Genomic DNA, 19817 nt, shown 5'->3' with positions numbered 1-19817 from the left:
GATGGCAGCGCTCAAACGCTTTCGAGCCACCGGACCGTCGTTCGCGGAACTCGTCCCCTATGCTGGCCTGGTGGACAATGGGGTTCTTCTGCTGAAGGACGGCAGCTTGATGGCTGGCTGGTATTTCGCCGGCCCCGACTCCGAGAGTGCGACCGACGTCGAACGCAATGAGCTCTCGCGACAGATCAATGCCATCCTTTCACGACTTGGCAGCGGTTGGATGATCCAGGTCGAGGCTATCCGGGTGCCGACGATCGACTACCCGGGCGAAGATCGTTGCTATTTTCCAGATCCCGTAACGCGAGCAATCGATGCCGAGCGCCGCGCTCATTTCGGCCGCGAGCAGGGGCATTTCGAAAGCAGGCACGCTCTGGTCCTGACCTATCGCCCTCTCGAGTCCAAGAAGACCGCGCTGAGCAAGTACATCTACTCTGACGAAGAAAGCCGCAAGAAATCCTATGCGGATACCGTTCTCTTCGTGTTCAAGAACGCAATCCGCGAAATCGAGCAGTACCTGGCGAGCACCGTTTCAATCATCCGAATGGCGACGCGCGAGGTCACTGAGCGAGGAGGCGAGAGGACAGCCCGCTATGACGAACTCCTCCAGTTCGTTCGGTTCTGCATCACCGGCGAAAACCATCCGATCCGGCTGCCGGACGTGCCCATGTATTTGGATTGGGTCGCCACGGCCGAGCTCGAACACGGGCTGACTCCGAAGGTGGAAAGCCGGTTTCTTGGTGTTGTCGCGATCGATGGCCTGCCGGCCGAAAGCTGGCCGGGCATTCTGAATAATCTCGACCTGATGCCGTTGACCTATCGGTGGTCGTCTCGCTTCATCTTCATGGATGCCGAGGAGGCAAGACAGAAGCTGGAGCGAACCCGTAAGAAGTGGCAGCAGAAGGTCCGCCCCTTCTTTGACCAGCTATTCCAGACACAAAGCCGGTCCGTCGATCAGGACGCAATGACCATGGTGGCCGAGACTGAAGATGCGATTGCGCAGGCTTCATCGCAGCTGGTCGCCTATGGCTATTACACACCCGTCGTCATCCTCTTCGACGAGGATCGCGAGGCACTGCAGGAGAAGGCCGAGGCGATCCGCCGTCTCGTCCAGGCGGAAGGTTTTGGAGCTCGGATCGAGACCCTCAACGCGACCGACGCGTTTCTCGGCAGCCTGCCGGGGAACTGGTACGCGAACATCCGCGAACCGTTGATCAATACCAGTAACCTCGCCGACCTAATCCCGCTCAACTCGGTCTGGTCCGGCAATCCGATAGCACCGTGCCCATTCTACCCGCCAAACTCCCCACCTCTCATGCAGGTCGCTAGCGGCTCCACACCGTTTCGTTTGAACCTCCATGTCGATGATGTTGGCCACACCCTGATTTTCGGGCCGACCGGTTCAGGCAAGTCCACGCTCCTGGCGCTCGTTGCCGCACAGTTCAGACGCTACGAGTTCGCCCAGATTTTCGCATTCGACAAAGGCAATTCTCTCCTGCCGCTGACCCTGGCCGCCGGCGGCGATCACTATGAGATCGGCGGTGATCATGGAGAGGAGGGGAGAGCGCTGTCGTTCTGCCCGCTGTTCGATCTGTCGACGGATGGCGACCGCGCCTGGGCTACCGAGTGGATTGAAATGCTCGTCGCCTTGCAAGGGGTGACCATCACGCCCGACCACCGCAACGCCATCTCGCGTCAGGTGAGTTTGATGGCGACGGCTCCCGGCCGATCACTCTCGGATTTCGTGAGTGGCGTCCAGATGCGCGAGATCAAGGATGCTCTTCATCACTATACCGTCGATGGACCCATGGGTCAGCTGCTCGATGCCGAGGAAGATGGCCTCACGCTCCGCGCGTTTCAGTGCTTCGAGATCGAGCATCTGATGAACCTCGGCGAACGCAATCTGGTACCGGTCATGATCTACCTGTTTCGCCGCATCGAGAAGCGGCTGGACGGCTCCCCCAGCATTATCCTCATCGATGAAGCCTGGTTGATGCTGGGTCACCCGGTTTTCCGCAGCAAGATCCGTGAGTGGCTCAAGGTCCTTCGCAAGGCCAATTGCGCCGTCGTGCTGGCGACCCAATCGATCTCCGACGCGGAGCGATCCGGCATCATCGATGTGCTGAAGGAATCCTGCCTGACGAAAATCTGCCTGCCGAACGGCGCGGCTCGCGAGCCGGGCACTCGGGAATTCTATGAGCGTCTCGGTTTCAACCAGCGCCAGATCGAGATCGTGTCGAGCGCCATTCCAAAGCGCGAATACTACGTCGCGACACCTGATGGCCGACGACTGTTCGACATGTCGCTCGGGCCGGTCGCGCTCAGCTTTGTCGGTGCCTCCGGAAAAGAAAACTTGAAGCGCATCCGTGCGTTGAAGGCCGAGCATGGCCAAACCTGGCCGATCAAGTGGCTTGAATCGAGAGGAGTTGACGATGCCGTACCGCTATCCAACTTCGCGTAGACTGTTTGCCGGCCTGATGGCCAGCGCCTTTGTGTTCGAAGCCACTCCCGCTGTGTGGGCCGGATCGGCTACCGGCGCTGCGACCGAATGGACGCAGCTTGCCAACAATGCGCAGCTCATCGATCTTCTGAACAGTTCCGGGATCCAGGTCGATAATCAGATCACCCAGATCGGCCAGCTGGCGGAGCAAATCCAGAACCAGTTGAAGATCTACGAGAATATGCTGCAAAACACCGCGCAGCTTCCCCACCACATCTGGGGACAGGTCGAAGGAGACCTGAACCGGCTCCGGGATATCGTTGAACAGGGCCAAAGCATTTCCTTCTCGATGGCGAACGCCGACGACGTTCTGAAACAGAGATTCCAGAGCTACGCCGACTTCAAGACAAACCTGCCGAAAGCCGAAAGCTTCTCGTCAAGCTATCAAAGCTGGTCGGACACGAACCGCGACACGATCGCCAGTACGCTGAAAGCCGCTAGTCTGACGGCGGATCAGTTCGGGAGCGAAGAAGGCACCATGACCTCGCTGCGCGGAATGTCGGAATCGGCAGACGGGCAGATGAAGGCACTCCAGGTCGGCCATCAGATCGCCGCACAGCAGGTCGCCCAGATGCAAAAGCTCCGCGGTCTGGTTTCCCAGCAAATGACAATGATGGGAACCTGGCTGCAGACCGAGCAGAGGGACAAGGATCTTGCCCAGGCTCGACGCGAGAAGTTCTTCAACGCCGATGTCCGGACCGTTCCGACGGGCCAAAAAATGGAGCCACGCTGGTGAGCCCGACGGCCGTGCTCTTCGTAGAAGCGGAAGGCGCCGAGCCAGTGATGGCTGAGGAGCAAAAGGCAGTTCGCGAGAAGTTCCTCGGTAGAAAGAGCTGCCGCCAATCAAGGAAGGTCAGGAGATGCGGCCCGAGATGGTAGAAATCAGGATAAATGGCGCTTTCCTCACCATCGGTCTCCTCTGCATTGTCATCGCAGGGCCGGCTTTCGCCCAGCAAGGTCAAGTATTGACCGAACTCGAGAACCAGGTCTCCACAGCCGCGAAGGGCTGGGAAACGACCATCATGGATGCCGCGAGATCGCTCTTCTGGATCCTCGCGGCGATCGAGGTTGGCATGGCCGCCGTCTGGCTCGCGATCCAAGCGGCCTCCCTCGATAGCTGGTTCGCTGAACTGGTCCGCCGCATCATGTTCATCGGCTTCTTCGCCTTCGTTCTGGATCAGGGACCAACCGTCGCTCGCGCGGTCGTCGACAGCCTCTTCCAGATCGGCGCGGGTGGCGGATCGGCGTCACCGGCCGAAGTGTTCGACGCCGGAATCCGCGTTGCTTCGCAGATGTCTGAGCAGGCCAAGTTCGGTGTGTTTGAAGACAACGCGCTTGCTATTGCAGCCCTCCTCGCCATGGGCATTGTCGTGATTTGCTTCTCACTGGTGGCCGCTATCTTCGTTTCCGTCATGGTCGAAATGTATGTCGGTCTGCTTGCCGGCATGATCATGCTCGGTCTCGGCGGGTCGTCTTATACGAAGGATTTCGCGGTCCGGTATCTGGTGTATGCATTCGGCGTCGGGATGAAGCTCATGGCTTTGGTCATGATCGCAAAAGTCGGCTCGGAGGTTCTGCTGGGCCTGGCCCAAGCTCCGACTGCAGAGACCGATCAGTTCATCACGACGCTGGCAATCGCCGGCATCTCAGTCGTGGTTTTCATTATCGCGATGTACGTGCCGAACATCATTCAGGGCGTGGTCCAGGGCGCTTCCGTCACCGGTGGCATGGAAACCATTCGCCATGGTGGCCAAGCCGCATCGTTTGCTGCCGGAGCCGCGACGCTTGCGGCTGGCGCTGCAGGGGCCGGCGCAGCAGCCGCGCAGTCGGCGCGGGCGGCCGGGTCATCGACGGCAGGCGCCGCGTTGCGGGGAATTGGCGCAGCGATCGGGTCCGGCGCGAAGGCGGCCGGATCGGCCGCAAAGGAAAAAGCGATTGGCTCACCGGGAGCTTATGCCGGCTCCCTTCTCGGCCTCGCCAACGCGAAACTCGACGGCAGTCGAGGTGGTCAGGGCGGCAAGCCCACGCCTCCAGAACGCAAAGACAAACCGTAAATCGAGAGGGAAACCTGAATGGCCGCGAACCGCGCCCCTGAGAGCCCGTACCTTGCCGCACGGCAAGAGTGGACGGAGAGATATGGATCTTATGTGCAGGCCGCCAGGGCATGGCGAATTGTTGGGATCATCGGCCTGACCATGGCGGTGATCGGCTTCAGCTATGCCATGTACCTGAGCACGCAGGTCAAGCTCGTCCCTTACATCGTCGAGGTGGACAAGCTCGGAAGCTCGGTGACGGCCGGCTTCCCGCAACAGATCGAGTACGCGGACGCCAGGGTGGTGCGGGCAACGCTCGGCAATTTCATCACCAGCCTGAAATCCATCACACCTGATGCCGTGGTTCAGAAGCAATACATCGACCGCACCTACGCGCTTCTGCGCACCTCGGATCCCTCGACGCAGAAGATCAATGCGTGGTTTCGCGGAAACTCGCCTTTCGAGCGGGCGAAGACGTCGACGGTCGCCATCGAGGTCAACAACATCGTGGCGCTCTCCAACCAGACCTATCAGATCGACTGGACGGAATACGAGCGCGATCGCAAAGGCAAGGAAACCGGAACACGCCGGTTCCGCGGTATTGCGACCGTCGCACTGACGGCGCCACAGGACGAGGCGATCATCCGCCTCAACCCGATCGGTCTCTACGTCCAGGATTTCGACTGGACCGCACAGCTTTAAGGGCAGGGGAATATTTATGCACAGAACTGGATTGATCGCGGCCATCGGCTGCATGGCCGGACTCGTCCTTGCGGACGGTGCGATAGCGCAAAGCATGACATCGAACGAGGTCAAGGGAACGAACATCTCGCGCAAATGGCGAGGCACACCTGGCCTGGTCACAACAGGACCGGATGGCAAGGTCATTTTCTTATTCGGAGAAACGCAGCCATCCGTGGTTTGCTCGCCGCTTCAGGTCTGCGACATCGAACTGCAGGGCGGGGAAATCGTCCGCGACGTGCTTGTTGGTGACACCGTTCGTTGGAAAGTGGAACCGGCGACTTCGGGCGCGACAGGCGGGCAAGCGATCCATCTCATCATCAAGCCATCTGAGTCCGGCGTTGTCACCTCGATGGTCGTGACCACGTCTCGCCGAACCTACCATATTCAGCTGAAGTCTCACCCGAGCCAGTACATGGCCCGTGTGGGCTTCGAATATCCGGAAGACACGTCGGCGAAGCTCGCCGATATCAATGCGAGGCTCGAGACAGGTGGAATTCCAGGGAACGCGCCCGACAAATTGAACTTCTCCTACACGGTGAGCGGAAGCGCATCTTGGAAGCCGAAGCGGGTCTATTCCGATGGTGTCAAAACCTACATTCAATTCTCGAAGTCGATAGCGGGGCAGGATGCGCCGGTTCTCTTCGTGGTGAGCGGCGGACACAACCGCATCGTCAACTATCGAATGAAGAACGACATGATGATCGTCGACTATGCCGTCGATAAGGCGATCCTTGTTTCGGGTGTCGGCTGGCGCCAACAGAAGATCACCATTCGGCGGGGAGGGTGACCCATGCGAACGCTCTTTATCCTCGTGCTAACGACCGCGCTTGCCTCCGGTTGCCAGAGCGCAGATGAGGCCCTGACCACCAGCTCCACCCCGGTAACCGTCACAGGTCCTGCCACAAGCGCTATTGCTGGCGATATGGCGAGCCGCCTCGCAGAGCGGATCGGACCGGCCGGCACGACCTCCATTAAGATGCAAAATGACAACACCGAGTATGCGACAGCGCTCGAGGCGGCGTTGAAGGGATGGGGCTACACCGTCATTACAGATGGAAAGGTGGCAAGAGACCAAAAGCCTGTAGAGATATCCTATTCCCTGGATAGCTTCGATGGACAACTCCTGGCGCACCTCGGAACGCCGTCAGTCGCGCTCGGTCGGACCTACCGAGTGACCGACGCGGGTGCGACGCCGTCCAGCCCCCTTTCCGTTATGCAGCGAAACTGAGGAGGCCAACTCTATGGTCCAGTCGCTCCAACTTGGGACTTCCGCAGGGTCTGATGGCCAGCATGGGATGCGCCGGCTCAATCGCCTGCCGATCATCATTGCCATCGCGATCATCGTGCTGTTCTTTGGCGTGGTCGTTGTCGGCCTGTCCTGGCGCGGCCTCTCATTCAATCGGGACAGCGCCCTCGACAGCGCTTCCAGCACCCCGGCGACGAATTTCGGCGACCAGTTGAAGCGCGGTGTGACCGACGGGATCATCGGCGAGCCGGAAAGCCGAGAGATTTTCCAGCCGACGCCAGGCGTAGTCCAGAAAGAGGAAAAGCAAGAGCCGGTTATCGAGCGACAGGAAGTGCGCGAGGATCGCCGGTCGCGGCTAGAACCGGAGGAGGAGTGGAAGGCTCGGCTGAAGAGAGAGCAGGACGAACAGTACATCCGTGAGGCACAGCGTCAGCGGCTGGCCCGATTGCAGGCAAGAGCAACCGCATTCGATTCGCCCCTCAAGGTCGATGTTTCGGATGTGGCCGAGACCACAAAGGTTGCTGAGGACCGAAGCCAGCCGGGCAATGTAACGGCGAACAGCGCATCCGATCTCTACGCGACCGCCATGAAATCGGGGCTGCTCGGGCAAAACGTCGATCCCAATGGCCAACCGAGCAAGGAAGACTTCTTCAATCAGGACATCAAGGACCTGGGTTATCTTCCGAACAGGGTGGTGCCACAGATATCGCTCTACGAGCTGAAGCGTGGCTCGGTCATCCCTGCCACACTTATAAGCGGCCTGAACTCCGACCTTCCAGGACGGATCACTGCGCAGGTCAGTCAAAACGTCTACGACAGCGCCACCGGCTATCGCCTTTTGATACCACAAGGGGCCAAGCTATTCGGTCGCTACGATTCCAAAGTTTCCTTTGGTCAGGAGCGGGTTCTGGTCGTATGGACCGACCTCATCTTCCCGAACGGTTCGACGCTGCAGATCGGCGGCATGGCTGGCACTGACGCCGAGGGATATGGCGGGTTCAAGGACAAGGTTGATCGTCACCTATGGCGAACGTTCGGCTCCGCTGCACTCGTAGCGCTGATCGGCACCGGCATCGACATGTCAATGCCACAGAGCTCAACGCTTGCGACACAGGACACCGCCTCCGACGCGGCGCGCAGAAATTTCGCCGAATCGTTCGGCCGCGTCGCCGAGCAAACCATCTCGAAGAACCTCAATGTCCAGCCGACGATACAGATTCGACCGGGTTACAAGTTCAACGCCCTCGTCGATCAAGACATCATTTTCCCTTCCGCATACCGAGGAAACCAATAGCTTTAGCAGGCCTTTGATGCGGACGGATGCCGTCCTTCAGTCGCGCGGCACTATGACCGCGCAATCACGCGTGCCTATTCTTTAGCCGGTGCTTGCATGTCGCTCCCGCTCAGGTAGTGCGCTGAATGCCGTAGCTATCGCTGAACCTTTGATCAGCACATCATTGCGCTTGGCGCATACCTTCATTTTCACTTCTGGCCGCCGATTCTTGAAAGATCGATGCGCATCTCCGCCGAGCCTGCCTTGTTTTCATCCGTAGGCGGCACGTGATCGTCCTCTATGGGCGTGACAGCTTTTCTCTCCGTGGGCTTATCGTCCTTCGCCTCCGGGGGCAAAGGCTTACCCCGTAGAAACGTTGCACCTCCAGGATCGTCGGACTGGAACACCTTGGTGCCCTCGAACTCGCCAGTCCGCCATGCATGGACGGCGTCCTCGAACATCTGAGGCATGACCTCTTTGCTCGTCGGGTTGCCATACCACTTGGTCACGATGCGTGCGACCTTCGCGAACAGAGCCGTGCCGCGCTTCAGGTTTCCGCAGGGATCAACGAGCCCGACATCAAGCTGACCAATGTCTGCGATGCCCACGCCTGCGGGATACTGCGTGATACCGACACGCACAATCGCCTTTCCAACATGCTGCTGCATGATATCGAGCGCCTCTTCGGGTGATTGCGGTTTAGGTACCAGAACCAGCTTCCCTCCGGACTTCACAGTAATTGCCAGAGGATCATCAGAGCCGGCCACCGCAACGAACTGCTCGACGATTGCGGGCGTCAGGGAAGGATCGGCACATTTTTCGATAAGCGCTGCGTCTAGCATGAGGACTCCCCAGTCAGGTATTGAAAGAGAAAATGACGGGTTTGTGGAAGAGGCGAGCCCAGGCACGGGCGCTCGCGCGCTGGATGTCGACGATCGAGGTTCCAACCGTCCACCAACCATTGCCCACAGCAACGATAACGCCGGGGTAGTGCAGCATCGATTGGAGAACCGGCCAGACTATGAGCTGCTCGTAGCAGATCAACAGAGCAACTTCGGCGCCCCCGACCTCGACGACGGGATTCGCGAAGAAGTGCGCACGGGCGCCGCCGCCATCTCCGGCGAGGCTCCTCCAGGGTTGCCACATCGAACCGGGGACTGGCATCCGCTCGCGATAAAGAACGGTGCTTCCTTCGGAGCTGATCGAAACGAGCACGTTGTCGTAGCCATTCACGTCGATGAGCGCTGCGCCAGCGATCACTGTGGTTCGGCTCCTGGCAAGCTCTGCCTGCCACAGCCGCGCGATGGTCGGTGTCCACAATCCGAGGGCGCTCTCCGGCAGGACAACAATGGCTCCGGGCGTTTGACGAAGAGCGATCGTAATCAGCGCCTCTTGCTGCTCGAGACTGGCATCGCGCCCGAGAGAGGATCCCATTTCCAGATCGACACCCTGCCACGACGCATCTGGAATCGGCTCCGTCCACTTAGCGGCGGACCAGAGCCAAATGCCTGTCATAGCAATGGCTGCAGCCGGCCATCGGCGTGTCGTCATTGCGCTCAAGCCGGCTGCCAGCATCACCAGCCCCGACCAGCCCCAAGCCGGAAACAAAACCCCGGCGGCCGTGATCGGATGCGCCCATCCCGTGATCCCGAAGGGTGGGATGGCCATGACGACACAGGCGATCAGGTAGCGAAGCGGTTTTCGCCAGTCTGCATGGTCAGTCCAGAGTGCTGCATGCACGATGACGAAGCCGGCCGAGGCGATCAGCCATAACAAGAGACCGGGCCAGATATCCGAGGAATAGAAGTTCGCCACGCCTTGCGGAAGACCTCGCGACGCGGCCAGGAAATATGATGCGGAGACGGCGGCCGCTTGCCAGCGCGTTCTCGACAGCGACCAGAGGGCGGGGAACAGGACAGCGACAGGAAGCGACAAGACGTTGCCGCTCCAACCGATCCAACCGACCGCGGTGGATCCCACGATAAGCGAGGGTGTGCGAAGATGATCAAGGCGCATGGGTCCAAACCTCCAGCGCCAATCCGAGGACGTTCTCGACTGGAAGTGGTCCGAAGTACCGCGAGTCAAACGATCCGGGAAAATCGGAATGCAAATGGACGGCTCCTGGCGGAATGATGCCGCCACCATAGGGCACCATCCGCCGCCCCTGACCATCCTTGCGCATGGTTCGTGAGTGCGGAAGTGACCGTCCATCGATGCGAACAAGATCGTCGACCTCGATGCGCTGGCCGGTGGTCGCAGCTACGGTCTTGATCAGCGGTGCGAAACCGCCCGCGCAAAGCCCATGGCGAAGATAACCACGCGCACGCGCCTCGCGCATGACGTCCGAGACTGCCGGGCAGACGAAGACAAGATCGCCAACCTGTATCGGACGATCCAGCTGCAGGATCCGCCAAATGCCCAAGGGCTCGCTCGGGGTGACATTGACCCGGAAGCCGGCGGTGCCGAGACCAATGATCCCGGCGAACGTCACGACTACCGAGCCGCCTGAAAACAGAACCGCGGCCCGGCGACTGCGCCGAAGGGGCGCGACCTTTTCAACCGCAACCGTCATTTGAGCGTCAGTCCCAGGCTCTTTGTCTGACGCATTGCCTCGGATGCTTTCAGCGCCGCCACGGTTCGCTCATGGGCCGATAGCTGCTGAACGGTCCGCATCGTGTTCCAGGCCTGCTGGACTTCGCTTTTCTGCGTGGTGTTCATGCCCGACGTGACCCGCTGGAACGCCTCGCCGTTCGTGTCCTTGGCGGAGAGAGGAAGGAAGGTTCTTTCCCCAAAACGCTCGGTGACCGCCCTGGCAAAACCTTCGAGCTCAGCCTTCACCATTTTATCCGCCAGCGCATATTCGAGACCGGAAGGCAGATCGTTTCGATCGATGGCATCGCGAACGCGTTCCAGCACGCTTTTCGCGTTGGCCGAGAGAGCAGGGATCTCGAGCGCGACTTGCTTGCGTACTGCCAGCTCCTCGGCATGATTTCGCCGTTCGGCGTCACCGCGTTGCCGCAGATAGTCACTGATGCTGTCGGCGAGCGGCGTGACATTCTTGAGCGCCCGATCCCGGTCCGATTTGTCCGATCGACTTGCGAAAACCCCGGACTTGCCCTTGAGTGTGCCGAAGGCTTCCGGCTCGGCAGCCATCCTCGCAATCGTCTTCGCCGCAATCGTCTGATCGCTCAGCATCGCATCGACATTCGTCGCCTTGAACGCGGCTTCAGGCTGCGCGTAAACGTGATGGAAGCGCATAGAGACGTCCTCCCATTGCTTCTTGAGCGCAGGGTCGGCGGCGAGCTTGTCCTCGACTGCCTGATCGATCGAGTTCCGGAAGGTGGTAATACCGGCAACCATGGGCTTGGCCTCCTTTGCTGCAATGGGAACTGTTCTGGCTGTCGACGTCGCGAAGCCGAGCTTGGCGCCGATGGCCGCGAGCCGACCGACGAGATCGACAAGCTTCTGCTTCTGCCGTACCGTCCATTCGAGACGGTCACGCGCGACGGTCCTGGCAACGTTGACGATGTGAAGCCCGCGCGCTTCGGCAAAGCGGAGTGCCTGCCGGTAGATGCTGCCGCCGGAATAATCGAGCGTCGTTTCCTTCGAATTCTTGCGCGACAGGATCTCGACCAGACCGCCCGCCTTGGCGAAGGATCGGCGGCCGTAATAGACGCCGAGGTCCTCGCGGTGACGGGTCATCGCGACATAGCTCAGGTGACGATCGAAGGAGAGGGACGCCAGCACCTTGACCCGGTCGACCGTCGTGCCCTGACTCTTGTGGACCGTGGTGGCGTAACCGTGGTCAACATTGTTGTAGAAGCGCTGCTCGACCGTGACCTGGCGCAGATCGTCACCCTCGCCGATCGCGACGACGACGCGGCCGGGCGCAGCTTCGACCACCTTGCCCAGCATACCGTTCTTGACGCCAAGCGAGCCCTCGTTCTTCAGGAATACGACCTGGTCGCCGGCCGCGAAGTTGCGGTTTCCCTCGGCGGTCTTGAACGGCGAACCCTGTTTGATGATGCCTCGCTCGATGAGCTTTGCCCGTGCCAGCTCGTTCAGCAGGCGGACATCACGGCGCAGGTGAGCGAGGATCAGTGTGGACTTGGCAGGATCGTAATCGCGATTCCAGTCTGCGATGAGGTTGGTGACGGCATCAGCCTTCAGCTCTGCGCCTATCATCCTGCCATTAGACTGATAGGCTGAGACTGCCTTGCCAATCTCGCCGCGCGCAAGGTCGAGCGATGCGTCCCGCATCCATGGCTCGCGCTGGCGATAGATGGTTTCCAGTTCGGCATAACCGATGCGATCGGCGATAGCCCGGAACGCAGCACCCGCCTCGATCGGCTGAAGCTGCTCCGGATCGCCGACGAGGACGAGCTTGGCGCCGGCCCTGGTGACGGCTTCGACGAACATCGCCATCTGCCGCGACGACACCATGCCGGCCTCGTCTAGGACGAATACCGTCTTGTCATCGAGCTGCCCGCGCCCTTGATCCCAACGGAGTTCCCATGACGACAGCGTGCGCGAGACGATACCGGCTTCCTTCTCCAGACCTTCTGCTGCCTTGCCGGCGAGCGCGCCACCGACGACGCGATAGCCGGCCGCTTCCCAAGCCTCGCGGGCTGCCTTCATCATGGTGGTCTTGCCGGCGCCGGCGCGGCCGATCACTGCTGCGATCCGCTCGTTGCCAGCGACGTGCTCGATCGCGCTGCGCTGCTCGTCAGACAGCCGATCATGCCGCGCAAACGTCGCCTCGAGCACGGACTGGCGGACGCCATGCGAAGACCGCTGGGATAGCCAGACCGCGCGGTTCGCCATCTCGGCTTCGAGCCGGATCAGCTCGCGTGTGGTATACTTTGCCGGAGCCCGGACCCCGGTCACGAAGTCCAGCCGTTCGCGGTCAAGACGGAGGCTTTCGGGGCTCTGCAGGATGCGCGCCATCAAGCTTTGGAAGAGGCCCGCATCATCGATATAGCGATGCAGGACCTTCGCGACATCGCGCTCGTCGAAGACACTCTTTTCCCGCGTGATCAGGTCGAGCACGATCTCCGGATTGCGGCTCAATCTGCGGGCGTTTTCCGCCCGCCGCTCCTCCTGCAGCTCCAGGCGTTCGAGCGCAGCTTTCTCGTCTGCCCCCTCCGCCTTCCGCTCGATCGCCTTTGTGCCGACGCCGAGATGGATGGTCGGCGTCAGCTCGATGCCCTGCTTTTCGAAGGACCGGCCATCTATCCTGATGTCCAGGCCGGCAAGTGCCAGATGCCGGTTCTGGCAGGCAAACCAGCCATCGCGAATCGCGTTGAAGTCACCGACCCCGCCGGCCCAAAGCTCATAGACGATCTTGCCGCTATCATTGCGCAGCACATTCCCGTCAGGACCAGTGACCGCCACCTTCTTCGAACCAAACCCATCCTCTGTCAGCGGTCGCAAGGTGGTCATCAGATGGATATGCGGATTGCCCGGCGCGTCGTGGAAGACCCAGTCGGCCACCACACCCTGGGACGTGATGTGACGCGCCACGAAATCCCGGACGAGCTCGATGTTCTGCTCGGCAGACAGCTCGATCGGCAGGGCGATGGTGACGTCCTTGGCGAGCTGCGCATCCGACCGCTTTTCAAAATCCTCGACCCTGTTCCAGAAGGCTTCCGACACCCCGGATACCGAGCGGTCGGCGATCATGGACCGGAGCCATTTCGGGGCATCGGCCGGGATGACGAACTCCTCATGCAGCAATCCCTGCTTGCGGGTGTAGTCGATCGTCCGGGCTTCCCGCTCATAGTCCATCTTGGCGCAATGCCGGTAGGCCGCCGACAGCACGGCGCTGCGGCCGGAGCCGCGGGCAACGATGCTGACTGAGAAATGCGGGACGGCCATGGCAGCAAAAGCTCCTTTGATCGAACGAATTCAATGTGTTCGTCAGGAGCGGGAGGCCCCACCGGGGGGCAAAAGCAGAGCGTCGCATCAGCGACGTATAATTGCGCCCTTCGGATCCGCTCCTGCGGAACGGACGGGATCATTCACAAAAGCATCGCCCTTGGCGATTGCAGGATTCACAGTAGTGCGTTCCGCACTCCGGTCTGAAAACCTCTGCCTGATGGCATCGATTTTCAGCACAAGGAGACAGCAAATGCGGAAATCAACGCAGAAGATCAGGAATGACATCGCCAAGATGCAGGAACAGCTCAAGGCGGCGGAAACACGAGACGCCGAGCGGATCGGACGCATCGCATTGAAGGCTGGGCTCGCTGAGATCGAGATCGATGACCCTGACCTTCAGGCCGCGTTCGAGGACGTGGCGAAACGGTTTCGGGGAGGCAAGGGCGGATCAAGCGGGAAGGAGAGGGCAAGCACGAGCGCCGGGCAGGCCTCGTCGAACCCGCCTGGCGAGGCTTCGGGCGGCGCTGGCGAGGGTTGAGCGAATGGCGAGGACGACGACATCTGACGCCCGCAAGAAGGACACGCGCGAAAAGATCGAGCTCGGCGGACTGATCGTGAAGGCGGGTCTGCGCCTCGAAAAGCGAGCGATGTTACTTGGCGCGCTGATCGAGCTTGCAAGCCGCCTCAAGGCTGATGCCGGTGAGCGCGCGAGGCTGACTTCGATCGGGGCGGAGGCCTTCGGCAATGACAGCGAGTAGGGTTCTTCTCTCCATCGTGCCGGCCGCCCTAATGATCGCCGTCACCATAGGATTGACCGGGGTCGAGCAATGGTTTGCGCCTATGGGCAAGACCGAAGCGGCGCGCTTGATGCTAGGCAGGATCGGCATCGCGACACCCTATATCGCTGCGGCGGCGATTGGCTTCATCTGGCCCTTTGCGTCGGCCGGATCGGCGAGCATTCGGTTCGTGGGCTGGAGTACGGTCGCCGGAAACGTTGGCACAATTCTGGTGGCGGTGGCGCGCGAGACATCGCGCCTGGCTGCATTCGCCGACGAGATTCCCGAGGGCAAATCCGTCTTCGCCTACCTCGACCCCTCCACCATGATCGGCGCTGCCGGCGCCGTGATGGTGGGCTGCTTCGCACTTCGTGTTGCCGTGATCGGAAACGCAGCTTTCGTTCGACCGGAGCCGAAGCGGATCGTCGGCAAACGTGCCCTTCACGGAGAGGCGGACTGGATGAAGTTGACCGACGCCACGCGGCTGTTCGGTGACACTGGCGGCATTGTTGTCGGGGAACGATATCGCGTTGATCGCGATGGCGCCGCGGCGCGCGGGTTTCGGGCGGATGACAAGGAAAGCTGGGGTGGTGGAGGGAAGGCTCCGCTGCTCTGCTTCGATGGATCCTTCGGCTCATCCCATGGGATCGTGTTCGCCGGCTCCGGCGGCTTCAAGACGACGTCGGTGACGATCCCAACGGCACTCAAATGGGGCGGAACACTGATTGTGCTCGACCCATCAAACGAGGTTGCACCGATGGTATCGCAGCATCGCGAAGGGGCGGGGCGCAGGATCCGAACCCTCGATCCGCGCCAGCCGAAGACCGGCTTCAACGCACTCGACTGGATCGGCAAGTTCGGCGGCACCAAGGAAGAGGACATTGCGTCCGTCGCGTCATGGATCATGAGCGAGAGCGGTCGGGCGATCCGCGACGACTTCTTCCGAGCGTCCGGCCTCCAGCTTCTGACCGCGATTATCGCCGATGTCTGTTTGTCAGGTCACACGCCCCCGGAGCAACAGACCTTGCGCCAAGTGAGAGCTAATCTCTCGGAGCCCGAACCAAAACTGCGCCAGCGGCTGCAAGATATCTACGACAATTCTGAGTCTGAATTCGTCAAAGAGAACGTGGCCGCCTTCGTGAACATGACGCCGGAAACCTTCTCCGGCGTCTATGCCAATGCGATCAAGGAAACCCATTGGCTATCGTACCAGAACTATGCCGCTCTCGTGTCTGGCTCGGGATTCTCGACCGACAATATCGCGTCGGGCAAGACGGACGTCTTCATCAACATCGACCTGAAAACACTCGAGACGCATGCGGGGCTGGCGCGCGTCATCATCGGTTCGTTTCTCAACGCGATCTATAACAGGGACGGCGCCATCGAAGGCCGTGCCCTCTTCCTCCTCGACGAGGTGGCGAGGCTTGGCTACATGCGCATCCTGGAGACAACGCGTGATGCCGGCCGCAAATATGGCATAACCCTGACGATGATCTATCAGTCCATCGGCCAGCTACGCGAAACTTATGGCGGGCGCGATGCGTCGAGCAAATGGTTTGAAAGCGCCAGCTGGATCTCATTTGCCGCGATCAACGATCCTGAGACCGCTGACTATATTTCGCGCCGCTGCGGGATGACGACCGTCGAGATCGACCAGGTTAGCCGCAATATTCAGGCACGCGGTTCCTCGAGGACACGATCTAAGCAGCTTGCCGCCCGCCCGCTCATTCAGCCGCATGAGGTGCTCCGAATGCGGGCCGACGAGCAGATCGTCTTCACCGCAGGTAACCCTCCGCTTAGATGCGGCCGCGCAATTTGGTTCCGGCGCAACGATATGAAAAGCTGTGTCGGACAAAACCGCTTTCATCGTCCAACCGCGCAGCGCGCGAGCTCAGAGCCTCCATATCCGAGGTGAGACTGTGTTGTGACGGGATTGATTGCTGGACCTCAATTATGTCGGGCATGATGCACCGCTTGGAGCTCAAGGAACCCTGACTTTCAAAACATAGGAACTCGCGAGAGGATCGTTACCCGGATGGGAGGAGACCGCTTGCGAGCTCCGGTCGCAGCGCGACTAGAACCGTGCGCCAACGGCGTCTCGCCCAAAGACTTCACTGACATGAATCGATGCTGCGCAATCGATTCATAATTGTCGTTGGACGGCATGAGGGTAATTTCAGATTCTGTTGCCATGAGCGCACAGCCCTACCACCTCTATGTCGAACGGACCGATGCCACAAAGAACATGGCTCGCTATTATTCCATGCAAATCACGACGACTTTGTTCGGGGAAGCCTGCCTCACGCGCTCATGGGGACGTATCGGGAAGCGTGGCCAATACATGAGCCATCATTTCGAACGGGAAGAAGAGGCCGTCGATCTCTTTCTCACGCTGACCCGCAAAAAAAGAGCAAGGGGATATCGACCGCGGGTAACGACAGGTCCTTGAGGCTGCGCGCTCGGCACGGCCCCCTGCGTCCCTCTGAGCAGACCTCCCCTCTCGTGTGGCACGAAAAAAGCCAGACGGTCTCGATGCCTGTCTCGGCTTCATCAGAGAGGAGAGGAAAGCCCCGCCTTGTCGGGCGGGGCCTGGCGATCTCAGTCGCGGTTCGGGCGGGACCAGATCAACTGGTAGCCATCCTCACCTTCTACCTCCGTCAGGGTCGCGTAGATCGGGGAGGGGAAGCTCGGATCGTCGAGCTTGACCGAGAGATAGTCGCGGTCCGTCTGCTCGGAGCGCTTCTGCCAGGCTGCACCGAACTCAACGCTTCCGGCGAAGATGCGGAACTGCGGGCCCTTGTCCGAAGGGTTCTCGATGCGGGCGATGCGAGCCTTGACGTTCAGGGCGAGGGTGCGGATCGAGCCGGTGAAGCCGTTTTCGGTGGAGGTGAAGGTGCCGATGGTAGCCATTGTCGGATTCCTTTTGCTGTTTCGGGCCACTCCATTGCGGCCTCGATGGCAGTCGCAAAGGCCGGAGACGATCGGACCGCACCTGAAAGGCCGAAACACCGTGGAGGGCGGCGCGAAGAAACTTTCTTGTAGCGCGAGGAATGACGGCTTCAGCCGGCAGGGGATGAAAGTTTTATGGCGCCGTTGCGGGGACACGATCGAGGCGTAGCCGTTCCCCGGTCAGACCTGCCCCATCGAGCCCGCACATGGAGTCCCGGTTGGGTCCGCGAAAGGAAATGCCAATCCGCACAATCAGAACCAAGTCGAATGGCCCTCACCCAGGCTGCGGCGTGTTGACCAACATTGTGTGAAGATTTGCACACCCCTCCCGGGACCTTCGGCCACGGTCGACTTGCGAGACCAATTTGCCGCGATAGAGTTGCGTTGCGATTCGTCGCCTGGAGGAAAAATGCGTCAACAGAAAAAGCCGTTTATCGTCGAAATCAAGCAGTCCCGGAAGCCGAAACCCGGCAACCAAAAACCGTCGATCTGGGGGAAGTTGGATTTGAGTGTTGCCGACGATCATGCCGTCTCCGCGACGCCGGTGTTGGAGCCGGCCACCGCCGAGAGCGGTGACCGACTGTAAACCTACCCCAAGCATTCAGGCAGCATCTCGAACATCTGCCGCCTCCGGCTGAAGCCCGTGGAGGAATGCCGTCGCTCGCTGCGCATGGGCGGCCGCCTGAAAAATTGCGCGCTTGTCGTCGGCCAGTACCTTGAGCCAGGATTGGAGATATGAGGCGTGATCAGGCCGCGGTTCGAGCTCGGGGGCGATGCCGAGGTCGGCGCAAAGGAAGCAACTGCCGAGTTCGGCGATCAGCTCTTCGCGAGCACGCTCGCTTCTGTTCTTGGCATAGCGCGAGAGATCGCGGCCGACGCGGTTCTCTGCCGCGGTCCAGTGTGTCGCCTCATGACTCAGCGTGGCGTAGTAGCTCGCGGCATCCTTGAATGTCTCGAATGGCGGCATCTGGATGAGGTCAGGGCCGGGCGCGTAGAATGCCTGATTGCCGGTATGTCGGATCACCATCCCAGTGTTGCGGAAAAACAGGTCGGCCTGCTCGATCCGTGCGACGGGATCGAGCACGACCTCCGGCCGGTTGTAGTAATGCTCGGGCAATCCCTCGATCTGCTCAACGTTGAACACGGAATAGGCTTTGAGGAAGGGGATTTCCCGATCGACTTCGCCTCCCGTTCCGTCCGCCTCCGACTTCGTGAACCGGCTCGCAAACACGACCGTCGATCCGGTCTCGCCCTTTCTCACGGCCGCACCGACTTCGAGCGCCTGCTTGAACGTCATCCACATCGAAGAGGTAAAGCCCCGTGACATCTGCTCTGACCAGAGCAGCAGCACATTCATGCCCGAGTAGGGGAGTCCATGTGGCGGAGTGGGCGGGTGATCCGGCCGGCCGTGTTCGCCGCATTCCAAGGCTTCATCCAGGGGCGCACCCCGCTGGCGAGGTCCTCGATGATCCGATCGGTGATCCGGGAATAGATGTCGGTGCGCTGGCTTTCGATCTTGCTCATTTCTCATCTCCACTATTCGGAGCCGCGCCAATCGCGGCCCCGTCGCGGAGGCCTGGGGCAGGGGCCTTGAGCCGACGTCCTGCACCGGAACGGCCGAAACGACGTGGAGGACGGCGAAGCTGTTGCCGGCTGTAGGCGGCTCCTGCAGGTCCGACGCACGAGACGGGCCGCAAACGGCTTGATCAGAATCCATTTTCCGCCTTTCCTCCGGCGGAAGCCGACGTGCGAAAGGCCGCCCGCAGGGACGGCCTGAACGGCTGGGGGGCAAACCCCGCCGTGATGGTGTCAATCGAAGGCTGACATCTGTGCTTCGGCCGCCTTCCGATCCACGGAATGGCCGGGGTTTTCGACCGGGCGATCAAAGGGCTTCCAGCTCTCGCCGACAATGTGCCTGTAGGCTGCGACGGCGCCTTCTGCGGCCATGCGCAGCGCGTGGGCCTGGATCCCCATGTCGGCGGCGAATTCCCGCTTGCGGGTGGCGGCACTATCATATCCGACGGGACCGTCGAGATCCTCATTACGCGCGTTGTTTGCGGCCTTGGCCGTGGCATCGCGCGCTTCGGTAACGGCCTTGCTGTAGAACTGGCCCGCGCCATGGGCCGAGCCGACGAAGGCGCCGACAATCCGCTGCAGGTGGATTTGCATGGCGCGCTCACCAAGGCCTTCGCTGAGAGCATCTGCCGTCTCGGAAATCAGGCGCTCATGGAGATCGCGGATCCCGTCACTGTCGATGACCGCGGTCCCGAAGCTTTCGGCGATCTTCAGCGCCTGGGCGCTGTCCGGGCATGTCAACCGGACCATCTCGATGGTTGTGCCCTTGCGGAGCGGCACGACGCGGGACTGGCGAGTGTTGGATGCGGGCTTGGCCATGTCATTTCCTTTCATCCCGAAGTGG

The 19817-nt window shown here is 60.7% G+C and carries 18 protein-coding genes and 1 pseudogene; 12 read left to right on the top strand and 7 right to left on the bottom strand.

The genetic code is table 11. The features are described from left to right. Position 1 precedes the first annotated feature (1 nt). The 7 genes from AC1DDS_RS22595 (at position 2) to trbI (ending at position 7814) form a co-directional block, all read left to right on the top strand. A complete protein-coding gene (locus AC1DDS_RS22595) occupies positions 2–2458 on the top strand; it encodes a conjugal transfer protein TrbE (protein WP_477480901.1) in 2457 nt (818 codons plus the stop codon). Then, positions 2430–3233 (top strand): P-type conjugative transfer protein TrbJ, encoded by an 804-nt coding sequence (gene trbJ / locus AC1DDS_RS22590; RefSeq protein WP_477480910.1) that lies wholly within the window; start codon positions 2430–2432, stop codon positions 3231–3233. The genes AC1DDS_RS22595 and trbJ overlap by 29 nt, the downstream gene beginning before the upstream one ends. A 136-nt stretch (positions 3234–3369) precedes the next feature. Beyond that, positions 3370–4551, top strand: a complete 1182-nt coding sequence (gene trbL, locus AC1DDS_RS22585; protein WP_477480900.1) for a P-type conjugative transfer protein TrbL — start codon at positions 3370–3372, stop codon at positions 4549–4551. Positions 4552–4569: 18 nt separating this feature from the next. Further along, complete coding sequence (locus tag AC1DDS_RS22580) at positions 4570–5232, top strand: conjugal transfer protein TrbF (RefSeq protein ID WP_477480899.1); 663 nt, start codon at positions 4570–4572, stop codon at positions 5230–5232. Between the two features lie 16 nt (positions 5233–5248). Then, positions 5249–6061: a P-type conjugative transfer protein TrbG gene (gene trbG, locus AC1DDS_RS22575; protein ID WP_477480898.1), complete on the top strand. Its 813-nt coding sequence runs from the start codon at positions 5249–5251 to the stop codon at positions 6059–6061. A 3-nt stretch (positions 6062–6064) separates the two neighbouring features. Next, the gene (gene trbH, locus AC1DDS_RS22570; RefSeq protein WP_477480897.1) at positions 6065–6502 is read left to right on the top strand and encodes a conjugal transfer protein TrbH; all 438 of its coding nucleotides are present in this window, start codon (positions 6065–6067) and stop codon (positions 6500–6502) included. Positions 6503–6515: 13 nt separating this feature from the next. Continuing rightward, positions 6516–7814, top strand: a complete 1299-nt coding sequence (gene trbI / locus AC1DDS_RS22565; RefSeq protein ID WP_477480896.1) for an IncP-type conjugal transfer protein TrbI — start codon at positions 6516–6518, stop codon at positions 7812–7814. A 188-nt stretch (positions 7815–8002) separates the two neighbouring features. Here the strand turns inward: trbI and AC1DDS_RS22560 are convergent, their stop codons facing one another. The 4 genes from AC1DDS_RS22560 to traA are packed head-to-tail and all read right to left on the bottom strand — an operon-like array spanning position 8003 to position 13670. Then, positions 8003–8635 carry a TraH family protein gene (locus AC1DDS_RS22560; RefSeq protein ID WP_477480895.1) on the bottom strand — a complete coding sequence of 211 codons (633 nt, stop codon included), beginning with the start codon at positions 8633–8635 and terminating at the stop codon, positions 8003–8005. Positions 8636–8648: 13 nt separating this feature from the next. Continuing rightward, the gene (locus AC1DDS_RS22555; protein WP_477480894.1) at positions 8649–9809 is read right to left on the bottom strand and encodes a conjugal transfer protein TraB; all 1161 of its coding nucleotides are present in this window, start codon (positions 9807–9809) and stop codon (positions 8649–8651) included. Then, positions 9799–10365, bottom strand: a complete 567-nt coding sequence (gene traF / locus AC1DDS_RS22550; protein WP_477480893.1) for a conjugative transfer signal peptidase TraF — start codon at positions 10363–10365, stop codon at positions 9799–9801. Before traF ends, AC1DDS_RS22555 begins: the two co-directional genes overlap by 11 nt. Further along, positions 10362–13670 carry a Ti-type conjugative transfer relaxase TraA gene (gene traA, locus AC1DDS_RS22545; protein ID WP_477480892.1) on the bottom strand — a complete coding sequence of 1103 codons (3309 nt, stop codon included), beginning with the start codon at positions 13668–13670 and terminating at the stop codon, positions 10362–10364. The genes traF and traA overlap by 4 nt, the downstream gene beginning before the upstream one ends. 253 nt (positions 13671–13923) lie before the next feature. Here traA and traC point away from each other — a divergent pair, with 253 nt between their 5' ends. The 4 genes from traC (at position 13924) to AC1DDS_RS22525 (ending at position 16898) form a co-directional block, all read left to right on the top strand. After that, a complete protein-coding gene (traC, locus tag AC1DDS_RS22540; protein WP_477480891.1) occupies positions 13924–14211 on the top strand; it encodes a conjugal transfer protein TraC in 288 nt (95 codons plus the stop codon). Between the two features lie 4 nt (positions 14212–14215). Further along, positions 14216–14431 carry a type IV conjugative transfer system coupling protein TraD gene (gene traD / locus AC1DDS_RS22535; protein ID WP_477480890.1) on the top strand — a complete coding sequence of 72 codons (216 nt, stop codon included), beginning with the start codon at positions 14216–14218 and terminating at the stop codon, positions 14429–14431. Further along, the gene (traG, locus tag AC1DDS_RS22530; protein ID WP_477480889.1) at positions 14418–16364 is read left to right on the top strand and encodes a Ti-type conjugative transfer system protein TraG; all 1947 of its coding nucleotides are present in this window, start codon (positions 14418–14420) and stop codon (positions 16362–16364) included. The genes traD and traG overlap by 14 nt, the downstream gene beginning before the upstream one ends. 276 nt (positions 16365–16640) lie before the next feature. Then, a complete protein-coding gene (locus AC1DDS_RS22525) occupies positions 16641–16898 on the top strand; it encodes a WGR domain-containing protein (protein WP_477480888.1) in 258 nt (85 codons plus the stop codon). Between the two features lie 149 nt (positions 16899–17047). Here the strand turns inward: AC1DDS_RS22525 and AC1DDS_RS22520 are convergent, their stop codons facing one another. After that, complete coding sequence (locus AC1DDS_RS22520; protein ID WP_310421465.1) at positions 17048–17359, bottom strand: DUF736 domain-containing protein; 312 nt, start codon at positions 17357–17359, stop codon at positions 17048–17050. 448 nt (positions 17360–17807) lie between these two features. Here AC1DDS_RS22520 and AC1DDS_RS22515 point away from each other — a divergent pair, with 448 nt between their 5' ends. Then, positions 17808–17984 (top strand): hypothetical protein, encoded by a 177-nt coding sequence (locus tag AC1DDS_RS22515; RefSeq protein WP_477480887.1) that lies wholly within the window; start codon positions 17808–17810, stop codon positions 17982–17984. 15 nt (positions 17985–17999) lie between these two features. Here the strand turns inward: AC1DDS_RS22515 and AC1DDS_RS22510 are convergent. Both AC1DDS_RS22510 and AC1DDS_RS22505 read right to left on the bottom strand, forming a co-directional pair. Beyond that, a pseudogene (locus AC1DDS_RS22510) lies at positions 18000–18922 on the bottom strand (ArdC family protein). A 285-nt stretch (positions 18923–19207) separates the two neighbouring features. Beyond that, entirely contained in the window at positions 19208–19792 is a 585-nt protein-coding gene (locus tag AC1DDS_RS22505; RefSeq protein WP_477480886.1) for a hypothetical protein, read from the bottom strand. Positions 19793–19817 lie beyond the last annotated feature (25 nt).

Source organism: Mycoplana sp. 10N416 (genome assembly GCF_056394765.1).
Note: the sequence above shows the minus strand (reverse complement) of the source record. Positions and strands in the feature narration are given on the sequence as shown.

Excerpts from the sequence above, each read along its gene's own strand:
- trbI (WP_477480896.1), top strand. The coding sequence starts at position 6,516 with ATGGTCCAGTCGCTCCAACTTGGGACTTCCGCAGGGTCTGATGGCCAG.
- traG (WP_477480889.1), top strand. The coding sequence starts at position 14,418 with ATGACAGCGAGTAGGGTTCTTCTCTCCATCGTGCCGGCCGCCCTAATG.
- trbG (WP_477480898.1), top strand. The coding sequence starts at position 5,249 with ATGCACAGAACTGGATTGATCGCGGCCATCGGCTGCATGGCCGGACTC.
- trbL (WP_477480900.1), top strand. The coding sequence starts at position 3,370 with ATGGTAGAAATCAGGATAAATGGCGCTTTCCTCACCATCGGTCTCCTC.
- AC1DDS_RS22515 (WP_477480887.1), top strand. The coding sequence starts at position 17,808 with ATGCGTCAACAGAAAAAGCCGTTTATCGTCGAAATCAAGCAGTCCCGG.
- traA (WP_477480892.1), bottom strand. The coding sequence starts at position 13,670 with ATGGCCGTCCCGCATTTCTCAGTCAGCATCGTTGCCCGCGGCTCCGGC.
- traD (WP_477480890.1), top strand. The coding sequence starts at position 14,216 with ATGGCGAGGACGACGACATCTGACGCCCGCAAGAAGGACACGCGCGAA.
- trbH (WP_477480897.1), top strand. The coding sequence starts at position 6,065 with ATGCGAACGCTCTTTATCCTCGTGCTAACGACCGCGCTTGCCTCCGGT.
- AC1DDS_RS22595 (WP_477480901.1), top strand. The coding sequence starts at position 2 with ATGGCAGCGCTCAAACGCTTTCGAGCCACCGGACCGTCGTTCGCGGAA.
- AC1DDS_RS22525 (WP_477480888.1), top strand. The coding sequence starts at position 16,641 with ATGAGCGCACAGCCCTACCACCTCTATGTCGAACGGACCGATGCCACA.
- AC1DDS_RS22505 (WP_477480886.1), bottom strand. The coding sequence starts at position 19,792 with ATGGCCAAGCCCGCATCCAACACTCGCCAGTCCCGCGTCGTGCCGCTC.
- AC1DDS_RS22560 (WP_477480895.1), bottom strand. The coding sequence starts at position 8,635 with ATGCTAGACGCAGCGCTTATCGAAAAATGTGCCGATCCTTCCCTGACG.
- AC1DDS_RS22520 (WP_310421465.1), bottom strand. The coding sequence starts at position 17,359 with ATGGCTACCATCGGCACCTTCACCTCCACCGAAAACGGCTTCACCGGC.
- traC (WP_477480891.1), top strand. The coding sequence starts at position 13,924 with ATGCGGAAATCAACGCAGAAGATCAGGAATGACATCGCCAAGATGCAG.
- AC1DDS_RS22580 (WP_477480899.1), top strand. The coding sequence starts at position 4,570 with ATGGCCGCGAACCGCGCCCCTGAGAGCCCGTACCTTGCCGCACGGCAA.
- AC1DDS_RS22555 (WP_477480894.1), bottom strand. The coding sequence starts at position 9,809 with ATGCGCCTTGATCATCTTCGCACACCCTCGCTTATCGTGGGATCCACC.
- trbJ (WP_477480910.1), top strand. The coding sequence starts at position 2,430 with ATGCCGTACCGCTATCCAACTTCGCGTAGACTGTTTGCCGGCCTGATG.
- traF (WP_477480893.1), bottom strand. The coding sequence starts at position 10,365 with ATGACGGTTGCGGTTGAAAAGGTCGCGCCCCTTCGGCGCAGTCGCCGG.